This is a genomic window from Phaeobacter gallaeciensis DSM 26640 (assembly GCF_000511385.1).
In the GTDB taxonomy this organism is placed as follows: Bacteria; Pseudomonadota; Alphaproteobacteria; order Rhodobacterales; family Rhodobacteraceae; genus Phaeobacter; species Phaeobacter gallaeciensis.
Genome location: NC_023141.1, coordinates 31,111 through 50,100, shown reverse-complemented (window position 1 = coordinate 50,100; position 18,990 = coordinate 31,111). Strand labels below are relative to the sequence as shown.

General features: G+C 58.0%; 22 protein-coding genes. 2 read left to right on the top strand and 20 right to left on the bottom strand.

The window, feature by feature from the left end; genetic code table 11:
- Window positions 1-178: 178 nt before the first annotated feature.
- The 4 genes from GAL_RS21205 to GAL_RS21190 form a co-directional block, all read right to left on the bottom strand.
- Window positions 179-466: a hypothetical protein gene (locus GAL_RS21205; protein ID WP_024099647.1), complete on the bottom strand. Its 288-nt coding sequence runs from the start codon at window positions 464-466 to the stop codon at window positions 179-181.
- Window positions 463-798: a hypothetical protein gene (locus GAL_RS21200; RefSeq protein ID WP_024099646.1), complete on the bottom strand. Its 336-nt coding sequence runs from the start codon at window positions 796-798 to the stop codon at window positions 463-465. Before GAL_RS21200 ends, GAL_RS21205 begins: the two co-directional genes overlap by 4 nt.
- Window positions 795-1,217 (bottom strand): hypothetical protein, encoded by a 423-nt coding sequence (locus GAL_RS22595; RefSeq protein ID WP_024099645.1) that lies wholly within the window; start codon window positions 1,215-1,217, stop codon window positions 795-797. The genes GAL_RS21200 and GAL_RS22595 overlap by 4 nt, the downstream gene beginning before the upstream one ends.
- 394 nt (window positions 1,218-1,611) lie before the next feature.
- Window positions 1,612-1,806 carry a hypothetical protein gene (locus GAL_RS21190; RefSeq protein ID WP_024099644.1) on the bottom strand — a complete coding sequence of 65 codons (195 nt, stop codon included), beginning with the start codon at window positions 1,804-1,806 and terminating at the stop codon, window positions 1,612-1,614.
- Window positions 1,807-2,686: 880 nt separating this feature from the next.
- On the opposite strand from GAL_RS21190, the gene GAL_RS21185 reads away from it, so the two are divergent.
- Window positions 2,687-2,896, top strand: a complete 210-nt coding sequence (locus tag GAL_RS21185) for a hypothetical protein (RefSeq protein WP_024099643.1) — start codon at window positions 2,687-2,689, stop codon at window positions 2,894-2,896.
- 44 nt (window positions 2,897-2,940) lie between these two features.
- Here GAL_RS21185 and GAL_RS22590 read toward each other — a convergent pair whose 3' ends face one another.
- Complete coding sequence (locus GAL_RS22590; RefSeq protein ID WP_024099642.1) at window positions 2,941-3,102, bottom strand: hypothetical protein; 162 nt, start codon at window positions 3,100-3,102, stop codon at window positions 2,941-2,943.
- A 211-nt stretch (window positions 3,103-3,313) separates the two neighbouring features.
- On the opposite strand from GAL_RS22590, the gene GAL_RS21180 reads away from it, so the two are divergent.
- The gene (locus tag GAL_RS21180; protein WP_123619015.1) at window positions 3,314-3,673 is read left to right on the top strand and encodes a hypothetical protein; all 360 of its coding nucleotides are present in this window, start codon (window positions 3,314-3,316) and stop codon (window positions 3,671-3,673) included.
- Window positions 3,674-3,984: 311 nt separating this feature from the next.
- On the opposite strand, the gene GAL_RS21175 is transcribed toward GAL_RS21180, so the two are convergent.
- The 15 genes from GAL_RS21175 to GAL_RS21105 all read right to left on the bottom strand — a co-directional run bounded on the left by GAL_RS21175 (window position 3,985) and on the right by GAL_RS21105 (window position 18,641).
- Window positions 3,985-4,164 (bottom strand): hypothetical protein, encoded by a 180-nt coding sequence (locus GAL_RS21175; protein WP_024099639.1) that lies wholly within the window; start codon window positions 4,162-4,164, stop codon window positions 3,985-3,987.
- Window positions 4,165-4,543: 379 nt separating this feature from the next.
- Entirely contained in the window at window positions 4,544-5,353 is an 810-nt protein-coding gene (locus GAL_RS21170; protein WP_024099638.1) for an N-6 DNA methylase, read from the bottom strand.
- Complete coding sequence (locus GAL_RS21165; RefSeq protein WP_024099637.1) at window positions 5,350-5,556, bottom strand: hypothetical protein; 207 nt, start codon at window positions 5,554-5,556, stop codon at window positions 5,350-5,352. Before GAL_RS21165 ends, GAL_RS21170 begins: the two co-directional genes overlap by 4 nt.
- Entirely contained in the window at window positions 5,553-5,759 is a 207-nt protein-coding gene (locus GAL_RS21160) for a hypothetical protein (RefSeq protein ID WP_024099636.1), read from the bottom strand. The genes GAL_RS21165 and GAL_RS21160 overlap by 4 nt, the downstream gene beginning before the upstream one ends.
- Window positions 5,756-6,169: a hypothetical protein gene (locus tag GAL_RS21155; RefSeq protein ID WP_024099635.1), complete on the bottom strand. Its 414-nt coding sequence runs from the start codon at window positions 6,167-6,169 to the stop codon at window positions 5,756-5,758. Before GAL_RS21155 ends, GAL_RS21160 begins: the two co-directional genes overlap by 4 nt.
- Entirely contained in the window at window positions 6,169-6,930 is a 762-nt protein-coding gene (locus tag GAL_RS21150) for a hypothetical protein (protein WP_024099634.1), read from the bottom strand. The genes GAL_RS21155 and GAL_RS21150 overlap by 1 nt, the downstream gene beginning before the upstream one ends.
- A 742-nt stretch (window positions 6,931-7,672) precedes the next feature.
- Window positions 7,673-9,052 (bottom strand): dihydrolipoyl dehydrogenase, encoded by a 1,380-nt coding sequence (gene lpdA, locus GAL_RS21145; RefSeq protein WP_024099633.1) that lies wholly within the window; start codon window positions 9,050-9,052, stop codon window positions 7,673-7,675.
- Between the two features lie 10 nt (window positions 9,053-9,062).
- Window positions 9,063-9,941 carry a 2-oxo acid dehydrogenase subunit E2 gene (locus tag GAL_RS21140; protein ID WP_024099632.1) on the bottom strand — a complete coding sequence of 293 codons (879 nt, stop codon included), beginning with the start codon at window positions 9,939-9,941 and terminating at the stop codon, window positions 9,063-9,065.
- Between the two features lie 10 nt (window positions 9,942-9,951).
- A complete protein-coding gene (locus GAL_RS21135) occupies window positions 9,952-11,382 on the bottom strand; it encodes an NAD-dependent succinate-semialdehyde dehydrogenase (protein ID WP_024099631.1) in 1,431 nt (476 codons plus the stop codon).
- A gap of 15 nt (window positions 11,383-11,397) precedes the next feature.
- A complete protein-coding gene (locus GAL_RS21130; RefSeq protein WP_024099630.1) occupies window positions 11,398-12,693 on the bottom strand; it encodes a biotin/lipoyl-containing protein in 1,296 nt (431 codons plus the stop codon).
- Window positions 12,683-13,678 (bottom strand): alpha-ketoacid dehydrogenase subunit beta, encoded by a 996-nt coding sequence (locus GAL_RS21125; protein ID WP_024099629.1) that lies wholly within the window; start codon window positions 13,676-13,678, stop codon window positions 12,683-12,685. The genes GAL_RS21130 and GAL_RS21125 overlap by 11 nt, the downstream gene beginning before the upstream one ends.
- A gap of 10 nt (window positions 13,679-13,688) precedes the next feature.
- On the bottom strand, window positions 13,689-14,684 hold the full coding sequence (locus GAL_RS21120; protein WP_024099628.1) for a thiamine pyrophosphate-dependent dehydrogenase E1 component subunit alpha: 996 nt from the start codon (window positions 14,682-14,684) through the stop codon (window positions 13,689-13,691).
- Between the two features lie 73 nt (window positions 14,685-14,757).
- A complete protein-coding gene (locus tag GAL_RS21115) occupies window positions 14,758-16,056 on the bottom strand; it encodes a M24 family metallopeptidase (RefSeq protein ID WP_024099627.1) in 1,299 nt (432 codons plus the stop codon).
- Between the two features lie 65 nt (window positions 16,057-16,121).
- Window positions 16,122-16,931: an SDR family NAD(P)-dependent oxidoreductase gene (locus tag GAL_RS21110; RefSeq protein ID WP_024099626.1), complete on the bottom strand. Its 810-nt coding sequence runs from the start codon at window positions 16,929-16,931 to the stop codon at window positions 16,122-16,124.
- 18 nt (window positions 16,932-16,949) lie between these two features.
- Entirely contained in the window at window positions 16,950-18,641 is a 1,692-nt protein-coding gene (locus GAL_RS21105; RefSeq protein ID WP_244462826.1) for an extracellular solute-binding protein, read from the bottom strand.
- Between the last annotated feature and the right edge of the window lie 349 nt (window positions 18,642-18,990).

Genomic DNA, 18,990 nt, shown 5'->3' with positions numbered 1-18,990 from the left:
CGGATAACCGGCTGAAGCCTAGGGCGCGGTGACACGGCCAACAGGCCGGGGCAGGGGCCAACAGAACACAACGACTCGTCGTTATGGCAGCGCCGACAAGGGCAGGGGGCTGTCTGCCCCCGCGCCTTTGGCGCTCCCCCAAGGATATTTAAGGAAAGATGATAAGGAAAAACTCTGACTACATCGCGGCCCCTATGAACAGATCCATTTCGACTTGCTCCCGCACAGCCTTGGTGATGGTGTCCAGCATGTGATGCCACGTTTCGCGGGTCATATCCTGCCAGCCAGATACATGGTCGCCAAGGCCAGTGGTGATTTCAAAAGACCGTCCGATAGAAGCATCCCCGAACTGAGCATTTAAAGCCGCAACGGCGCGTTCCGCCTTTGGTCTGTCCAGAAAATCGGCAAGATAGACCGGCGGGTAAACGCCGGTCATGATGATGTTGTAAAAGGTGTTGGCACTCATTGGGCGTGATCCCCCTGCGGGGTGATTTCAGGGGCTTCAGCAAGTGGGGCAAGTCCGCGATGCCAAGGTACAGGGGACCAAAGCCGCCCATTGTAGCTGATACGAGCAAGGTGCTGGCCCGCTTGGTCGAATAGGTTTCCCTCCCCAAACTGAGACGCGCCAAGACCGGACGCCTGACGCGCCGCGACGTAGGCGCGCTGGCAATCTTCGACGGTCTCAAACCCTCGCAACCAATAAACGCCAGTCGCCGCAAACTCGCGGCCAGGGTGGATCTCGTAGCGCACCCGGAAACGGGTGCGCTCGGTGATCTGGTAGTGATCTGGAAAACTCATTGCGCCGCTCGTGCTGCGGTGCGCCAATCGTGCGCCCAATGCAAAGGAAGCGCGCCGGTGTTCGCGCTGGCAGGGAAGGGCAAAAGCGGGGTCAGCTTGTCCAAGAGGGATTTGGTAGCGCCGCCTGAATAATACGGGTTCATATCTTCGGGCATTTCCTTCCACGACACGTTGCGGGTGCCAGTTCCGTTCAAGCTGCCTTCGTGTTTGATCACGATGGCAACGGTCACGGTTTGATCCGTGTCGGCCAAGTCATAGACGCGGCGAAAATCTTCGGTGTTCTCGTCGGCCAAGGGAATGCGGACAGCGGCAACGGCTGAGGTATCGCCAAAAGACGTGGCGACGATTTCCAGCGGCGCAAGCTGGTCTGCGATAACAGCCTCACGCGGTTTGTCGGTGGTGAAAATGGTGGTTCCCATGAGAATGCTCCTTTGTGGTGCGCCCGTTTCGGTCTGGTGCCAAAAATGGGCATCGGGGTTTTTGGACAGCGCGAATGCGCCTGCTCCTGAAACCTCGAATGCGATGAAAGAAAGGATTAGGAGCCAGCGGGCCAAATCGACATGACTGGCGCGGGCAGGCGGCGCAGCCGCCAACACGGGAATGTCTATTTTGCTTGCTGGCGGCGGCATCCCTGCCGCCAAACAGCCGAAGCGGCGTTCGGCTTGCCCGAACCCCAAGGCTCGATGCCTGTCCAGGCATCGTTATGAGGCGGAGTAGGGCAGGGCACTTAGCCCTGCACGACCCGCCCTGCCGCGCGCGGCTTCCCGAACACGGGAAAGGGCGGTCTCTCGACCGCCCAGGTGCGTTAGCGCCTTATTCCTGATCTTCCTCCTTCGGTTTGGCAGGGAACGCAGCCATTTCCACACCGGGGAACATGTCGTGCTTCACTGTGACCGAAGTGACGTTGCCGTTGTCGTCGGTGTTCAGGAAGAGAACCCCGCAGGTGTTCCAGAAGTTTTTGCCGTCTTTTTCGCCGGTTTTAACGCGCAGTTTCAGAGCTTGTGCCATTTTGTAGATCCTTCATCTTGTGTTTCGATAAACATTCTCTGGCGTGCAGCTATGAGGGGAGTGTCAGCAGGTATTTTGTCGCGCGAGGAATGCCCGTAGGGCAGGGGAAAATACCTGTTGAAGCGGTTCTTGAACCGCGGCTCTCCCCGGCTGCGCGCGATGTTTTATCAGATAGAAACACATATGAGGGATCGGAAAGGGCGCCCAAGCTCGGCTGTGATCAATCAAACCAAGAAAGGCAAAAGCGTTTGGATCAGCTGAAGAGGCTCCAATGACCCACCGACAATAACGGCTGTCTCAGTACAGGTTTGCTGATGCCGCCCAACTTGTTCCGTGTGGAGATCCGCATCCCAGATAAGCCAATCAGGAAAATCAGAAAGGCGCAGGCCCGGGCAACGCGAGAGACAATCCCGAAGGGATGGAAAGCGCGGCGGGGCGGCTTCGCCGCCAGGACAAGTCGATCGTTACCCGCAAGGGCCGATCCGCCCCGACCTGGGCGACCATGCGAGCCGCGCCGGATGCTGACTCGATAGAGACAGTAGCCGGCGCTTTGGCCGCAGGGAGACAGGGCAGGGGGGTTCGGAGCGAAAGCCGGTATGCCGGCTGAAGCTTAGAGCGCGGTCACGAGCTGCAAGCTCGGGATGGCCCACAACCCTTTTCAAACCGTTACCCAACCCTTTCGAAACCGTTCCGAAACCCTTATCGAAAATGATGCTCAAAAGTCGTAAACTATCTATAAGGGGTGTTAAATAGCTACTGGAACTGTAAGCATTCTTTCACTACGGTTCTTCCTGACGACACGAAACCGAGGATCTGAAGCGTTCACGGCGCACAAGCTCTTCAATCGTCAAAGGAAAGAAGTGAAACGAAGGAGACCACTATGACACGATACACCCTAAACGTCCCTGTCAAATACGACGACAACGGCACTGAGAAAACGAGCTTCCGGCGAGTCGGGGCTGTTTTCGAAAATCAACGCCGCGACAGCGACGAAACTTTCCTCTCGATCAAGCTCGACTTCCCTGTTGGTGCGACCGAGCTGGTGGCCTTCCCCGCGAAAGCAGGCGACGACAGCGACGTAACCGAATAGGCAGTACGCGGCGGGCGGCCGATACCGGCCGCCGCGCAGCCGGGCTACTTGTCCCGGCTTTTTATCTCGAACGTGATTTTCAGAAAAACCAAGTTGACTTCGATAGCCAGGCTCAGGTCGATGCGCTGAAGCTGCTTCCGAATTGTTTTCAATCTGCGAGCTGCGATGCGACGAAGGCGGGTTGCTGTTTTACGAATGTATTTCATGATCTGTCTCCTTAATGAATAAACGAGGTAGAAAGACACGGCGGGAGAGGGGACCAGTCAACACGCGCGGCACGCGCCCGAAGGCTTGGTGTTTACAGGTTCCCGCGCCGTGTAAATTGGCCGATGATGTTCATGGAGACAGGGCAAGGCATGACGGACACGCATTTAAAAGGACGAGGCAGCGTGGTATCTGTGAGCAATGAAGAACCTGTTGCGTAAACTGCTGAACTATCGCGCCAAACTGGTGGCAAGAAAGGATGCTGTAGAAAGCTGGGAAAGACGTGTCGTAGATCCCATTGTCGCGAGTGGACGCGATGAGCTGCTAACAACAGCCTACAAACACCGATTTAAAGCTGTCCTTCATTCCTTATTGATTGGTATCTTCTTCGTGATCGGCTTGGTAGCCTATGCAATGAACAACGGGGAGTGGCTTTCGGACCATCGGTTTTACCTTATCCTTGTTGTTAGCGGCATTGGAGTAATCTGGACCTCACGAGAAACGCTCTATCATTTCAGAATATGGGCGCAGAAAATGGAGCGGTGGCTGGCGGAGAACGATCCGCATTTCTAGGGGCTTCCGCCCCCGCGCCCGATGGGCGCGCCCCGAGGATATTTTTCGGAAAGATGATGAGAAAAGATGAGTAAAACAGGAAAGTGCGGACATTGCGGCTATGAGCCAGTAGCGATGCGCGCCAAAGTTTGCCCGAAGTGCCACGGGGAAGACCCCATTCTTGCTGGGGCATCATTAGGAGATTGGGGCAAGGGTTTCGGGTTAGCCGTGGTAGCTTTAGCCGTGATGATTGGGATGATCGCTGTGTTCGGGTTCCCCAACTAAGCACGGTGAGAAACGGGAAAAGCGGCCCCGAAGGGCCGCTAACCGTGTCAGCCGAAGCCGATCAGGGAGTTCAAAACGACGACGACGCCAACAACGATGGCAAACATGAAGCCCTGAACGGTCAGAACCGATTGGAAAACGTCTGACTTCTTGACCATGTTACCCTCAATGTGATCGAGGCGGGTCATCAGTTGTTGAAACTGTTCGTTGCTCATTTGCTCGCTCATGGTGAGTTCCTTTCTCAATTTAGGTTGAAAACCGTCAAAAAGCAATGAAATCACTGCCCCATGCGGTCGCAGGCATTTGGACACGCCACGTCAAGGACGGCCTGCAAGGCCGCGTGCGAGCTGCGCCCTCTTTGGCGCGGTGAAGTCCTTTACGGGTGTGGGATAATGCAAAGACCGTGTGGGGTGGGGATGTTCGGCCCTGGGCGGCGCAAAGCGTGGACCAGGTTAACAGCCGGACACGATCTGCACGGGATGATCTTGGTGCATCGAGTCTGGTGACGACGCCGCGCAATGCGGCTTCTGCGCGAATAGCGCACGTCCTTGGCGCGGATGGCCGCAGGTCGTCTGGGGCAGGGACTAAAAAGGCAGGTTGCCACCCTCAAAAGAGGGTGAGCTGATCGCCTGCGATGGCTGGGCCAGTGCCGAGATTTTCAAGACGTTCTGCGCGCTCGGCCTCGATGCGTTGCGCCCGTTCTTTTTCAGCGGCTTCCCACTGTGCGGCCCGCTCTTTCTGCTTGGCGAAAGGATCGCCGTTGGCATTGAGAAAAACCGGCGCGGCGGCGGTATAGGCGCCAGTGAAAACCTCAAGCGAAATGCTGTTACCGCAAATGATCTTGCCAGCAAGGCCACGGGCTGCACATTGCAGATAGCACATGTGATAGGTCGATCGCGAAAGCTCTACCGCCTCGATCCAGACACTTGTTTTCAGATTGTGGCCCTTACCCTCGATCACATCAGCCACCGCCATAAGCATACCGCCTGCGCCTGCTGCTGGTTCTTGCAAGGTGATGAACCCTTGTTCATCAATCACCTGGTCAACGTTAGACAGGTTAATTTCAGCCATGAGGCGCGAAACCTCGTAAGGCGTGAAAAACTGCCCTAGCCTGCTGTCCAGTGCGCCAATCTCACCGGCTACCATACCCAGAAAATCGCAACCACCCTTGCCAATCTCGCCAAGGGCAATGCCCATGAGTTCGGGCATTTTGCGCACATCGTCCTTGTCGCGGTATCGCCCGACCACTTCCATATATTGTGCCTCTAGGGCGTCCTGTTTCTCGGTGAACGGGCTGGCTTTCTTTGCCAGTGCGCAATAGCCCATTTCGCAGAAATCAGAAAAAACCTCGGTGCGGTATTTTGAGCGGTCAATATCGTTGATCAACCGCACAAACTCTTTTGCTGCTGGTGTCATGCTGCCACCTCAGCGATGTAAAAATCTTCGGGTTGGCCGTTCAGCTTGTCGCCTGCGCGGTTGGTCAACCCAATGGTGTTCCCATTGGGTTGAAAAGTGATCAGGTATTGCCCCAAGCTGTCGCGGGTAACGTGGTATCCATCGTGGGACCACCGAACGGCTTTACCTGCATCAACGGCGGCTTTGATTCCTTCGATGGTCATTGTTCAATCACCTTTTCGATGGCTGAATTTTCGCTGCCGCAATCGTCGCAAACGGTGTGGTCGAAAATCGCGCTAAGCTCCCATTGCTGAAGCTCTGCGTTCCATTCGGCGTAGGCGTCCTTTCGGACGTTCTCGCCACTGCAAGCGCCGCAATGGATTGTCACGTCAGGATCGGGGCGGGGGATTGTGGCTGTCTGGCTCATTGTCCCAACGCCTCCGGTTCGGCCTGCCGTTCCTCGCGGTAATACTGGTGGGCGTCCTTGTCGTGACGCCCAAAGGCAAGCCCGTGCTGATCGGCAAAGTGGCGCAGATCGCAAAGCGCGTAGATCAAAAGCTCTCGCGCTTCCTCTGTGTCGATATAGAGGTCTTGCAACGCGGCTTTGATCCGGTCGCTTTGGCGGATCGCCCCTTGCCGCGCCTCGGCATTGCCATAGGTCAGGGCTTCGGGGGAAAGGTGTTGAATGGTGACGCCGCAGCACTCAACGCCTGTGGTGCTGTCAGCATCCAGAAGCCGCAATAGATCGTCGTGAATGCTATCACCCTGAGCGGTCAAGCTGTCGTTTGCGGAACAGGAATAGACAAGCTGGGCGGTGGCTGTGATCTCTTCTTGCATCACGCGGCCCCCTTCATCAGCTTATGAACAACTGTCAGATGATCGCTGTGGTTCTCGCCCCAAAACTCGGCGCTGGCCTGCGCTTTTGGGTGCGCTCGGGCCTCGGTCTCGGTCATTTCGAAAGGCTCAAGTTTAAAAACACGGCATGGCAAAAACACATCTACCGCACGGCCTGCACCAACAATGTTGTGAGAGAAAAACCAGAACCGGCCCAGCTTGGTTTCGCCAGTCTCCTTGAAGTATTCCCAAAGCTGGGGACGATTAAGACCACCCGAAAAGCTGCCTTCGCCAGAGCGGCTAAGGGAAAAACTGCCGCCCTCTGTGGTTTGCATACCGTGGGCGGTGCTGTTGCAACAACGCTCAAAGCTGCCGTTTGGCATGATCACAAAATCACCAACGCGCGGCTTGCCAGTGAATGCCTCGCGGGTCTCTTTCAACCCGTCCGCAATGACTTGGTTTCTTTCGTCAAGATGAGCATTGTCTTCGGTCGCGCCAATCAAACCTGCGTCAATCAAATGCCGGATGATCGCAATTTTGCATCCGGTCTCCGTTTGGTGGGTATACGTTCCACCCTCCCCGTTGATCCGTTCCAGATTGTAAACCCACGGGTCACGGTTCGGGTTCGCGGCCTCGGTAGGCCAATACGTGCAAACAATGTCGCTGCCAAAGCCGCGCATATCAAAACGAACTTCCGTGCGTCCGTCTTGTTGGCGTTCAAACGAGAGACGCGGATGGGCCATAAGCTCAAGTGTGCTGGTCATAGATTTGTCCTTTGTGGTGCGACGTTTCGGGCTTGGTGCCTTCTTTCCGCCGATGGGCTACGCCTCGGCTCTCTGATCTGGCCGAAATGCATATTTCGGACGGAAACAGAGTGGTGAGGGCGTAAGCCCGACCCACGGGCCTGACCGGGTGTTGAATGTCATACGAACCTGACCCAAGTGTCATAACGTGACCCAATCCCTGTTTTTGCCCGTGTGGCCTGTTGCGTTGATCTGACTTCCCTTTCTGGAAAATCAGGGCTGATTTGCAGGTTCAGACGGCGCAGCCGCCTGTTCCTGCTGATCTGCCACGTGGCGAACGCGGATGGGGGCGAGGCAATGCTATTCGACAAAAGTGGTGCGGCCCGCAGCGCAAGGCGCGAGGACACGGTTTTGTCTAATCGGGTTGCCCGAGGGGGAAGGCAGCGTCTTCCCCCTGACGGCCAGGGGCGTTTGGCTTGCCCAAATCCCGCTGGCCCAACAAACAAAAGCGGCGGGGCCATCAGCCCCGCCACCATTGCGGTCATTCGATTTTAGAGATTGAAATCACAGGATGCGGGACAAACCGGACTTGTGCAGGCGCGGCTATTGCTAACGCAGCATTTGCTCGCAGATGCAGCAGCGTGCGTTTTGCAGCGCAGCAAATTTCACCAAACCAGCCGTTCGGGGGCACTGGCGATGCCGTGGCTTGCTCCGGTGGCGAGCGCTGCTTGCCCGCTGAAGTCGATAGCGGGCTCATGCACAGCTACAAATCGGTTAGTGTGCCCAGGGCGCGTTCTGCGGCAAAACCAACGGTTTCGGAAAGTGTTGGGTGTGCATGGACCGCGAGTGACACATCTTCGAGTGTTGCACCCATTTCCATTGCCAGCACGCATTCTGCCAAAAGCTCTCCGGCATTTCGCCCTACAATGGTCGCGCCCAGCAGGCGATGGGTGTCGGGGCAATAGACCAGTTTGGTCAAACCGTCCCCACCGCCCGATGACAGGTTGCGCCCGCTCGCGGCCCAAGGAAAACTCGCAACTTTGTGCGGGATGCCGCGTTCCGTGGCTTTGGCCTGTGTCAGGCCGGCCCAGGCCAATTCAGGTGCCGTGTAAGCGACCGACGGTATGAGATCGGTATCCAGAGCGGCGGCATGGCCCGAGGCGACTTCGGCCGCCACATGGCCTTGATGGGTCGCGCGGTGTGCGAGCATCGGGTTTCCGGTGACATCACCGATGGCGAAGATGGTCGCAACGTTGGTGCGGCAGGACGCATCCACTGGGATGATGCCACGGTCGTCAACCTCGACTCCCGCAGCAGCCGGATCGACGAGGCTCCCGTTTGAGCGACGGCCCACCGCCTGAATTGCCGCTTCCGCCTTGATGGTGCTCTCAAACCCGCCTTCACAGGTGAGCGTTAGGGCGGTTTTTGAGGCCTTCACCTCGGTCACTTTGGTGCCTGTGTGGATCGCGACACCTTCTGCCTCGAGCGCGGCACGCAGGATCGTGACGGCGTCGTCCTCCGCGCCGGGGGCGATCTGATCCATGAACTCGATGACAGTCACCTTGCTGCCAAGCGCCACATAGACCGTCGCCATTTCCAACCCGATGATCCCGCCGCCCACGATGGCGAGCGTCTTGGGAACCTCACGCAGTTCTAGTGCATCGGTGGAATCCCAGATACGATCATCCTCGGGCCAGCCGGGCAAGCGTACTGGCGCTGAGCCCACAGCAATCACGGCTTGATCGAAGGTCCATGACTCGCCTTCAATCTCAAGGCTCTTGTCGCTTGTGAACTGCGCCGAGCCTCGAATGGTCTTGACCTTGCGTCGCTTGGCAAGGCCGACGAGGCCAGTGGTCAATTGTTCAACGATGCTGTCTTTCTTCGCGCGCAACTTGTCCAGATCGACAGAGGCGTTGCCGGTCGAAATGCCCCAGTCATCGCCCTGGCGGGCTTCGCGGATCACCTCTGCGGCGTGCAAGAGAGCCTTGGACGGAATACAGCCGACGTTCAGGCAAACGCCGCCGAGTGTGTCGCGTGGATCGACCATGACGACGTTGCGGCCCAGATCGGCGGCGCGAAAGGCACAGGCATAGCCGCCTGGGCCCGCACCCAAAACAATGAGGTCGGCGTGGTTGTCAGACATATCGGCCCCCTCAGACCATGATCCGGCGCGGATCGGCGATCAGCCCGGCAAGGTAGCTCATGAAGCGTGCCGCATCGGCACCATTGATCACGCGGTGGTCATAACTCAGATCAAGCGGGACCATCGGCACGGGGCGGGGTGTGTCGCCCTCCCAAACCGTGACAATTTCTGTACGCGTGATGCCAAGAATTGCCACTTCAGGTGGGTTGACGATAGGCGTGAAGCCAATGCCGCCGATACCGCCCAGATTGGTGATCGTCATCGACGCGCCGCCCATTTCATCCGGTCCAACCTTGCGGTTCTGCGCCCGCGTGGCGAGGTCAGAAATCTCTGTTGCGATCTGCCAAAGTCCTTTGCGGTCCACATCGCGGACAACCGGAACCATCAGGCCATGGGCCGTGTCTACGGCTATGCCGATGTGAACGTACTCCTTGAGCGTCAAGGTTTTGCCGTCCGGCGATAGCGAGGAATTGAACCGTGGGAATTCACGCAAGGCGCGCGCCAGCGCCTTTGCCTGAAACGCCAGCGCGGTCAGCTTAACGCCACGCGCCTGTGCTTCGGGTTTTAACTCTTTGCGCAGCGCCTCGATGGAGGAGACATCGGCGCGATCATGGTGCGTAACCTGCGGGATCAGGGCATTGGCCGCGCCAAGGTTGGCGGCAGCCACCTGTGCAAAGCGGCTCATCGAATCTTCGGTCACGGGGCCGAATTGGCTATGATCCACATCCCAATACGATGTGTCTCCGGCCGGCCCGGAGGCAGGTATTTTCCCTTCGAGATCCTCTCGTGCGATAGAGGTGCGGTCCAGATCCCTGGCCAGCTTTTCGAGGTCTATTCCCTTTTGCAGGGCCAGCGCTCGGACCGATGGTGCTGCGATGACGTCGCTCATGTCCGCCCCCTTACCAGCTGGCCGAAATGTATTGCGTTTCCATGAACTCAAGCATGCCTTCATGCCCGCCTTCACGGCCAAGGCCGGATTGTTTGACGCCTCCAAAGGGCGCGGCGGGGTCAGACACGAGGCCACGGTTCAAGCCGACCATACCGTATTCGAGCTGTTCACAGACCTGTAGCGCACGCTTGAAGTCTTCGGAGAAGACGTAAGCGACAAGGCCGTATTCGGTGTCATTGGCCCGGTTGATGACCTCGTCCTGATCGGTGAAGGTCTGGATCGCGGCGACAGGGCCGAAGATTTCGTCGCGTACGCAGTCTGCATCTTCGGACACGTTCGAGAGAACAGTCGGCGGATAGTAGAAGCCTTTGCCATCGGGCGGGGTGCCGCCGCATTCTATTTTTGCACCCTTAGCCACGGCGTCGGCGACGAATTCCGCGACTTTGTCGCGCGTATCGGCGTTGACCAGCGGTCCGACATCGACGCTCGGGTCGGTGCCGTCGCCGACCTTGAGGGCCGACATCCGTGCGCTAAGTCGCTTTGTGAATTCATCGACGATGTTTTCGTGCACATAGATGCGGTTGGCAGCGGTGCAGGCTTCGCCGAGGTTGCGCATTTTCGCCAGCATCGTGCCTTCGATGGCATTGTCCATATCGGCATCTTCAAAGACAACCACGGGCGCGTTGCCGCCCAGTTCCATCGCTGGTTTCAACACCTGGTCGGCAGCGCCCTTCAGCAGCTTTCGGCCAACACCAGTTGAACCGGTGAAACTGACAACCCGAATGCGGGGATCGTGCATGATGTGATCGACCAAAGCGCCCGTGCGCCGTGATGGCAGAACATTGACAAGCCCGGCAGGCACGCCAGCCTCTTCCAACAAGGGCATCAAGGCCAGCATCGTCAGTGGCGTTTCAGAAGCGGGTTTGATGATCACACCACATCCGGCCGCCAGGGCCGGGGCAATCTTGCGTGTGCCCATTGCGGCGGGGTAGTTCCATGGTGTTACAAGCACGGCAAGCCCGGCAGGTTTGTGTTGCACGACAATGCGCGCACCAGAGGCTGGCGCATGCGTGATCATTCCATCGGCACGCACGGCTTCTTCTGCGAACCAGCGAAAGAACTCGGCGGCATAGGTGGCCTCTCCGAGTGCATCAGCGCGGGCCTTGCCGTTTTCCAGCGTGATTAGATGGGCAAATTCATCAAGCCGTGCCGTCATCAGCTCCCACGCTTTGCGCAGGACTTCAGAGCGCTGGCGCGGCGTGCGTGCCGCCCAGTCTTTCATCGCGGCTTCGGCGGCATCCAGTGCTGCGTCTGCATCGGCAATATCGGCAGAGGCGACAGAGGCAAGGACCGCTTCGGTGGCGGGGTTGATGACGTCGAAACGCTCGCCCGAGGTGCCTTTGGTCCAGGTGCCGTTGATGTAGAGATCGGTGAATTCCATGGGTGTCTCCAAGACTTAAAGCAGGTGGCGGAGCGGTTGCTCCATGCGACCTGCGAATTCTGATAGAAGGCTGACGGCGTCACTGGCCGAAAGGTGATGGCCAGCGCACTCGAGGGTGATGGAAAGCCCTCCAATTACGCGTGTCAGCGTGAGGACCGGCGCGTCTTCCGCCCCGAGATCGACGGTGCTGACGCGGCTCATGCGCAGATCGCGCAGGATGAGATCGGGCGCGTTGTCGTCTTCGGCCTTGGTGATGGTGCTGAGCGGGCCAGCAGGAGCCGTGTAGACGCGGCAATGCCCAAAGCTTTCGACGACAATCGTCGCTGTATCGCGACCAAGGCTTGCGATGGCAAGGCCAGCGAGTAGGGCATTTGCGTCTTTCAGGTCGGTGTTTTCGGCAGCCCATGTGGCAAACGCACCAAAGCCATCGTTAGGCAGGTCAGCGGTCAGGCGACGCGAAGATGTGGCTGTGTGACCGACAGTCTCTGCGGGCAGCGCCCTGAGGACTTCCAGATCCGCAACATGAAAGGGTTGGGGGTGTCCGGCCATCACCAGTGTGTTCAGGTCCAGCCCCTGTTCCAGCGCCAACCGCCGCGCCTTGGGGGAGGCGAGGATACGACCATCAGGGGATGTGGCAACCTGCGCTTTGGGCGCCTTCCCTGGCGCAGGATTGGGTTCGTCCTTTGCTGTGGGGGCCGGATGCGGAGATGCAGCCGGTTTTGTTGCGCCACCATCCGCAACGCTGCGCTGCACGGGATTGGCAGGTTTTTCGGCAGATATGATCGCAATCGTATCGCCGACAGGTGCGGCTTCGGTTTCCTCGGCAAGCAATGCTGCCACGAAGCCATCGGCGCCTGCCTCAACCTCCATGGTGGCCTTGTCCGTCTCCACTTCGAACAGGATATCGTCGGCGGCCACGGCGTCGCCCAGTCCCTTGTGCCAAGCGACAATCACGCCAGTGTCCTGTGCCATGCCAAGTGCGGGCATTATGACAGCCTTGCCGTCTGGCAGCGGTGCGTCATCGCCGCCGTTTGCTTTGGCAGGGGGTTGCACAACCTTGCCGCTGCCTTCAGCGGTGTCGGACACAAGAGCGATGACATTGCCCACGGGGACATCGGTCCCTGCCTCGGCCTGCACGTCTGTCAGGTAGCCGTCGGCGGGGGATTCAACCTCCATTGTCGCTTTATCGGTTTCCACCTCGAACAGCGCGTCACCGGTTTTCACAGGATCACCAGACGACTTGAGCCAACTGACAATCTTGCCTGTGACTTGCGCCATGCCCAATGCGGGCATGATGACCTCATGCGGCATGAATCATCTCCCCCGACATGAGCTTGCGCGCGTTTTCTGCTACGGCTTCGGGCGTCGGCACCGTGATGTCTTCGAGCGCGGGCGAGAACGGCACGGGCACATCCATCGCGCCCATCCGCACCACCGGTGCGTCGAGATGATAGAACGCCTTTTCGTTGATCCGGCCCGCGATTTCGCCCGTGATGCCATAGCTTTGGTGCCCTTCGTCCACCACGATCACGCGGGAGGTTTTCTTGGCCGATGCGATAAGGGTCTCTTCGTCCAACGGCACAATCGTGCGCGGGTCGATAACCTCGGCGTCGATGCCTTCTTTGGCAAGGATTTCGGCTGCCGCTTCGCACACCTGCACCATCGAGGACGTCGCGATCAGTGTGATGTCGCGGCCCTCTCGCTTGATGTTGGCCTCTCCGAAGGGGATCAGGAATTCCTCCTCGGGAACGGGGGCCTTGTCGTTATACATCAGCTTGTCTTCGAAGATCACGACCGGGTTGTTGTCACGGATTGCAGTTTTCATCAGGCCCTTGGCTTCGTAGGCAGAGGACGGCATTGCAACCTTGAGACCTGGGATATGGGCGACAAGCGCGTGCAGCGATTGCGAGTGCTGCGCGGCTGAGCGGCGAGTTGCACCCATGTTGGTGCGTAGAACCAAAGGTGCGCTCATTTTGCCGCCAGACATGTAGTGCGTCTTGGCTGCCTGATTGCAGAGCTGATCCATGATCAGGTAGATGAAATCACCGAACATCAGGTCCACAACGGGGCGTGTGCCCGTCATTGCGGCACCAACAGCGAGGCCCATGAAACCGGGTTCGGCAATAGGCGTATCGACGACGCGCTCGGTGCCGAATTCCTCGACAAGACCGCTGAGGACCTTGAAGGGCGTTCCGGCCTCGGCGACATCTTCGCCGATGATAAACACGGTTTCATCGCGGCGCATTTCTTCGGCCAGGGCTTCGTTAACCGCTTGGGACAGAGTAATCTCTCGCATGTCTTTCTCCTCAGGCCAGCGCGTGTTTGATGTCAGTAAAGACGTGCATGTCGACTTCGGTCTCGTCGGGGTAAGGCGCGGCTTCGGCGTAGGCGACAGCCACTTCTGCGTCTTTCTTGACATCCGCATTCATCGCTTCGATCTCATCCTCAGTCGCAATGCCCTGCTCGACGAGCCAGCTGCGGAATTTGATGATCGGATCGCGGTTTTCCTTCCAATCCTGCTCTTCTTCCTTGGATCGGTAGTATTCGCGGTTGATGTCGCCCACATGGTGACCGTGATAGCGGTACGTCATAAGTTCCATAAAGAACGGCCCTTCGCCCCTACGGGCGCGTGCAACAAGGTCCTGTGTCAATTCGTTAACGGCCAGCACATCCTGCCCATCGACCTGATGCGCCTCGATGCCAAAGGCCTCTGCGCGGGCTGTGATTGAACCCGCGGCGATTTCCTCGGTCTTGGTGTATTCGGAATAGCCGTTGTTTTCGCAGGCGTAGATGACTGGCAACTTCCAAAGCGCGGCCATGTTCATGACCTCGTACATCAGCCCCTGCGCCGTGGCCCCGTCGCCAAAGAAGCAGACGGTGACGTCGTCCTTGCCCAAAAGCTTGGCTGTAAAGGCCGAGCCAGTCGCGATACCCATCGACCCGCCAACGATGGCGTTGGCCCCCAGGTTGCCGTTGGACTGGTCGGCAATATGCATTGAGCCGCCCTTGCCGCGGCAGTACCCTTCTTCCTTGCCTAGAAGTTCGCAAAACATCTCTTTGAACTCGGCGCCCTTGGCGACGCAATGGCCGTGGCCGCGGTGTGTCGACGTTATCTTGTCCGTCACTTTCAGCGCTTCGCAAATACCCACGGCAACAGCTTCTTCGCCCGAATACATATGGGTCAGACCCGGCATTTTGGCGGAGAGATACAGCTGGTTGGCGTTGTCCTCGAAGGTGCGGATGCGGACCATCTGGCGGTACATTCGCAAGTAGTCTTCTGTGTTTGTCTTTGTTTTGACCATGATGTCCTCGTGGGCGATGGGCTCGTCTCCGCCTTGCGCCGGGAGAAAACGCAAGGCGGAGCATTGTCGCCGGTCAGTAGCGGTTGGCGATGGGCAGTTCCTGCGCCGGGAAGAGCGAAATCACTTCACAACCGGTGTCGGTCACGACAACTTCTTCTTCGATACGTGCGGCGGAATAGCCATCCGATGCCGGACAGTAGGTTTCCAGCGCAAAGACCATGCCGGTCTGGATTTCCATCGGATTGTCGAGCGAGACTGCGCGGCTGATGATCGGGCGCTCGTGCAGCGCAAGGCCCAGGCCATGGCCGAATTGCAGGCCAAAGGCCGACAACTCATCCGGGAACCCGAATTCTTCGGCTTTGGGCCAAAGCTTGGCAACCTGATCAGTGGTTACGCCCGGCTTGATCGCCGCAATCGAGGCATCAATCCATTCGCGCGCCTTGACATAAGCGTCCTGTTGCGACGGGGTCGACATGCCGATATTGAACGTCCGGTAGTAGCAGGTGCGATAGCCCTGGTACGACTGAAGAATATCAAAAAATGCCTGGTCGCCGGGGCGGAACTGACGGTCGGTAAAGTTGTGCGGATGCGGGTTGCAGCGCTCACCGGAAATCGCGTTGATCGCTTCCACATCGTCCGAGCCCCACTCATAGAGCAGCTTGTTCGACATCGCGACGATCTCGTTCTCACGCACGCCGGGTTTCAGCTCTTCGTAAATCATATGATAAACACCATCGACCATAGAGGCGGCCTGCGTGAGCAGCTGAATTTCGTCCCAGTTCTTAATCTCGCGCGCGCTCAGCATGATCTGCTGTCCATCCACCACATTTAGGCCAGCTTCTTTCAGCGCTTCGAACATCGCTGTTTCGGCATAGTCCACGCCAACTGGCATTCCCTTCATGCCCGCATCTTCGATCAGACCCGCGATATCCTGGGCGTATTTCTTCATCAGGCCAAAGCTGGGCGGGATCGTGCCGCGCATACCGACAACGCCGGCGTGGCAGTTTTCCGGCACCAGCCAGTCCGAATATTTGCGGTGGTGCACCGCAGCCGAACCAAAATCCCAGACGTGCGGCGCGTCATCGCCCGTGATCAGGGCAAAGCGGCACATCTTGTCACGTTCCCACTCGCCGATCTTGGTGGCCGTGGTGTAGCGGATGTTGTTGACGTCAAAGAGCAGCAGCGAACCTGCGTCGCTGTTCTTAAGCGCTTGGCGTGTGCGGCTCAGGCGATAGCGGCGGAGGCGATCGTGGTCGATCCGGCGCTCAAAGTCGACGGAATTGTGCCCCCAGGCAGGAATTTTGCCCTCCCAACGCCAGTTGGGTTCAAGGTCTTGCGGCATGAGGACGTTCGGTGTCAATGCACGAGACATGTTGTTCTCCTTCGGGTGCGTGTGTTGGCACCCGTTTCAATGGTGAAAATTGTTGTTTCAGCGTGTTACGTCGTGGCCCAACCGCCATCGATTGAGATCATCTGACCGGTCATGTAATCGCTGTCGTCAGAGGCGAGGAAAGACGCGGTGCCCACGATATCTTTCGGGTAGGACACGCGCTTGATCACAAGGGCGCTGTCGACGATGTCTTCATAGGCTTGGCCTTCGCGCTCCTTAAAGCCGATCTCGACCAGATCCTTATCCAGCTGTTCCCACAGCGGTGTGACCACCACGCCCGGCGCATAGCCATTAACTGTGATATTGTGCTCTGCCAGCCCCAGAGCGCCACACTCCGTCAGCGCCAGGCAGCCGTATTTGGAGGTGCAGTAGACCGTCACATCAACCAGCGGTTTTTTCGACGCAATAGAGCCGACATTGATCAGCTTGTAGGGGTGATCGTCCATTGGGCCTTGGGCGATCATCTGGCGGGCCACTTCCTGCATGCCCAGCCACATCGCCTTGGTGTTGACGTTCATGATCATGTCCCAGTTGTCCTCATCTATATCCATGAAGAACCGAGGTTTGTTCAGACCGGCATTAAACAGACCCACGTTGATCGACCCGAAGGCCTCTACCGTGGCTGCCACGGCGGCAGCGTTGTCTTCGCGCTTGGTGACATCCATTCTGACGGCGATCGCCTTGCCGTTACCCGCTGCATTGATCGCATCGGCAACCTTCTGCGCCTCGTCGCCGTCTAGATCGCCCAGACAGACATTCGCGCCTTGGGCGGCAAAGCTTTCGGCGTTGGCCTGGCCCATGCCGCGGGCGGCACCGGTGATAAGAATGTTTTTACCTTTGAGGCGGTTGGGGTCCATGGTTGTCTCCTCCTAATGTCACGTAGACCTGTGTTTTTTGATGACTGCGTCCGCGCGCTCCTGGGCACGACGCAATGTGTCTGACGGTGTGATCAAACCGCGCAGCATGTCGTGGAATTCCTCACCGCAGATCTGGATGATTTCGGCGATCTCAGGCACAGGTGGACGCGGCCAGAATTGCAGCTCGTCGCGCCACGACATTGCATCGACTGCTTCGAAGACCGCCGACAGCCGGCGCACATCCGGGTCAGCGCCTACCGAGTAGCGAGGATTGGTCCGGCTGCCGTTTTGCACGTAGAGTTTCTGTGCCTCGGGAGAGGTAAAGACGCGCAGCGCCTCCACGGCCGCGGGCACACGGTCGGGCGGCAGATTGGCAGGAATGCCCATGATATAGCCGCCAACAGGCGCAATCGGGCTGGCACCGGGTCCTGCGGGATGAGGCAGATAGCCCGTCTGTCCGTTAGCGGGTGAGTCCTCGTCCAGTTCGAAATACGGGGCGAGCAGCGTATAGCCATAAGCCATTGCGATACGGCCCGCCGCGTAGGGTCGCACGCGTTCATACCAAGACATCGACAAGATATCGGGTGGTGAGTACTTTAGAAGTTCCAGCAAAAATTCAGCGGCGCGCAGGCCTTCATCGGTGTCGATCGTGACTTTATAGTGTCCGTCCGCCAGATGGTCCGTGGCAAAGCCGCCTGCGATAGGTGGCAGATCGAAGACCGGCTGGCCGAAGTCGGCAAGCGTCATCAGAACAGTATGTCCAAGAGCTGTCCCACGCGCAGCATTCCAGGCAATTCCGTGTTGGCCGCTTTGGGGATCGTGCAAAGCCTTTGCCGCAGCCAAAAGCGCGTCGGTCGTCGCTGGCGGCTCCAACCCGGCTGCCGCAAACAGATCCTTGCGGTAGAACAGAAGCTCCGGCGTTGTCTGCGCTGGCACGCCATAGGGCCTACCGCCCCAATGCGCAGCCTGCCAGCCAGCGGTGTGAAAATCGGCAGGGTCGAGACGCGCAACATCCATCGCGTCGTCCAGAGGCATCAGAATTTGGCGCTCTGCAAATTCGCCAACCCAGGGGAGGTCCACCGCGATAATGTCATACCTACTTGCCTTGCGTTCAGCATTACGAACGGCTTCCTCGTGTAGGCGGTCGATGGAAAATGCGCGTTGATGAATCTGTGCGCCGATTGACTGTTCAAACTGTCGCTTGAGATTATCCATAACCATGAAGGTTGGGTCACCATGAACCAGCACCCGCAAACCGCCCGCCAGCTTCAGGGGTTCAGACAGAACCTGAAGCGGTGGGATTGACTTGGCGCTCATATAGGATTCGCCAAAGTAGTAATCTCTGGTATCGCCGCCCGGCTTATGTCTAACGCCGAAATGGCCAACAGCCAGTCGGGCAACGCGGCTCGAAAGCTGTTTCCATTGCTCCATCAGCGCTTCGCTCGGGTGCAAAGAAAAGCTCTTTCCGGTCTTGGTGCGAGGGCGCTGTTCGATCAGGCCCGCCTCGAGCATTTCCTTCAGGCGACGGTTCGCAGTGGCGTATGGCACACGGCTAGCACCGATCAGAGCGGTGGCAGTGACTACACGCCCCTCGAGGTGCCCGCGCAGCAAGAGAAAGGTCATTCGCAGGTTCGGATTCGGTGCAGAAAGCTCCACCGTATCCTCCAACTCGTCGCCCAGCTCCTCAAGAAAGGTGATGATCTGAAGCATCTCGGTCTTGGCCCTCGGAGGGGTGAACCGGGCTGAATAACCTCTGCTCATCGCATTCATAGGAATAAGCTTTTTCTTTCTCGCTGACTGTGACGACTGTGCTGTGCGCTTGCCGACTGAAATATCCTTTTTGGACGAATCGGATTTGCCCATCGGTGATTGCCTCCGTAAGATGCGAAAGTGGGTAGCCAAGAAGTATCTCAGAAATATCCAAATCGAATAGTAAAATTATCAAAGTGGATATATTTCGTGGCGCGGCATTTCCGGCAAACTCACAGGGTATCTTCAGTCCACCGGACAATGATTCCCAGCAGGAGGCGGGAGTCGAATGAATTGAACTTAGACAAGT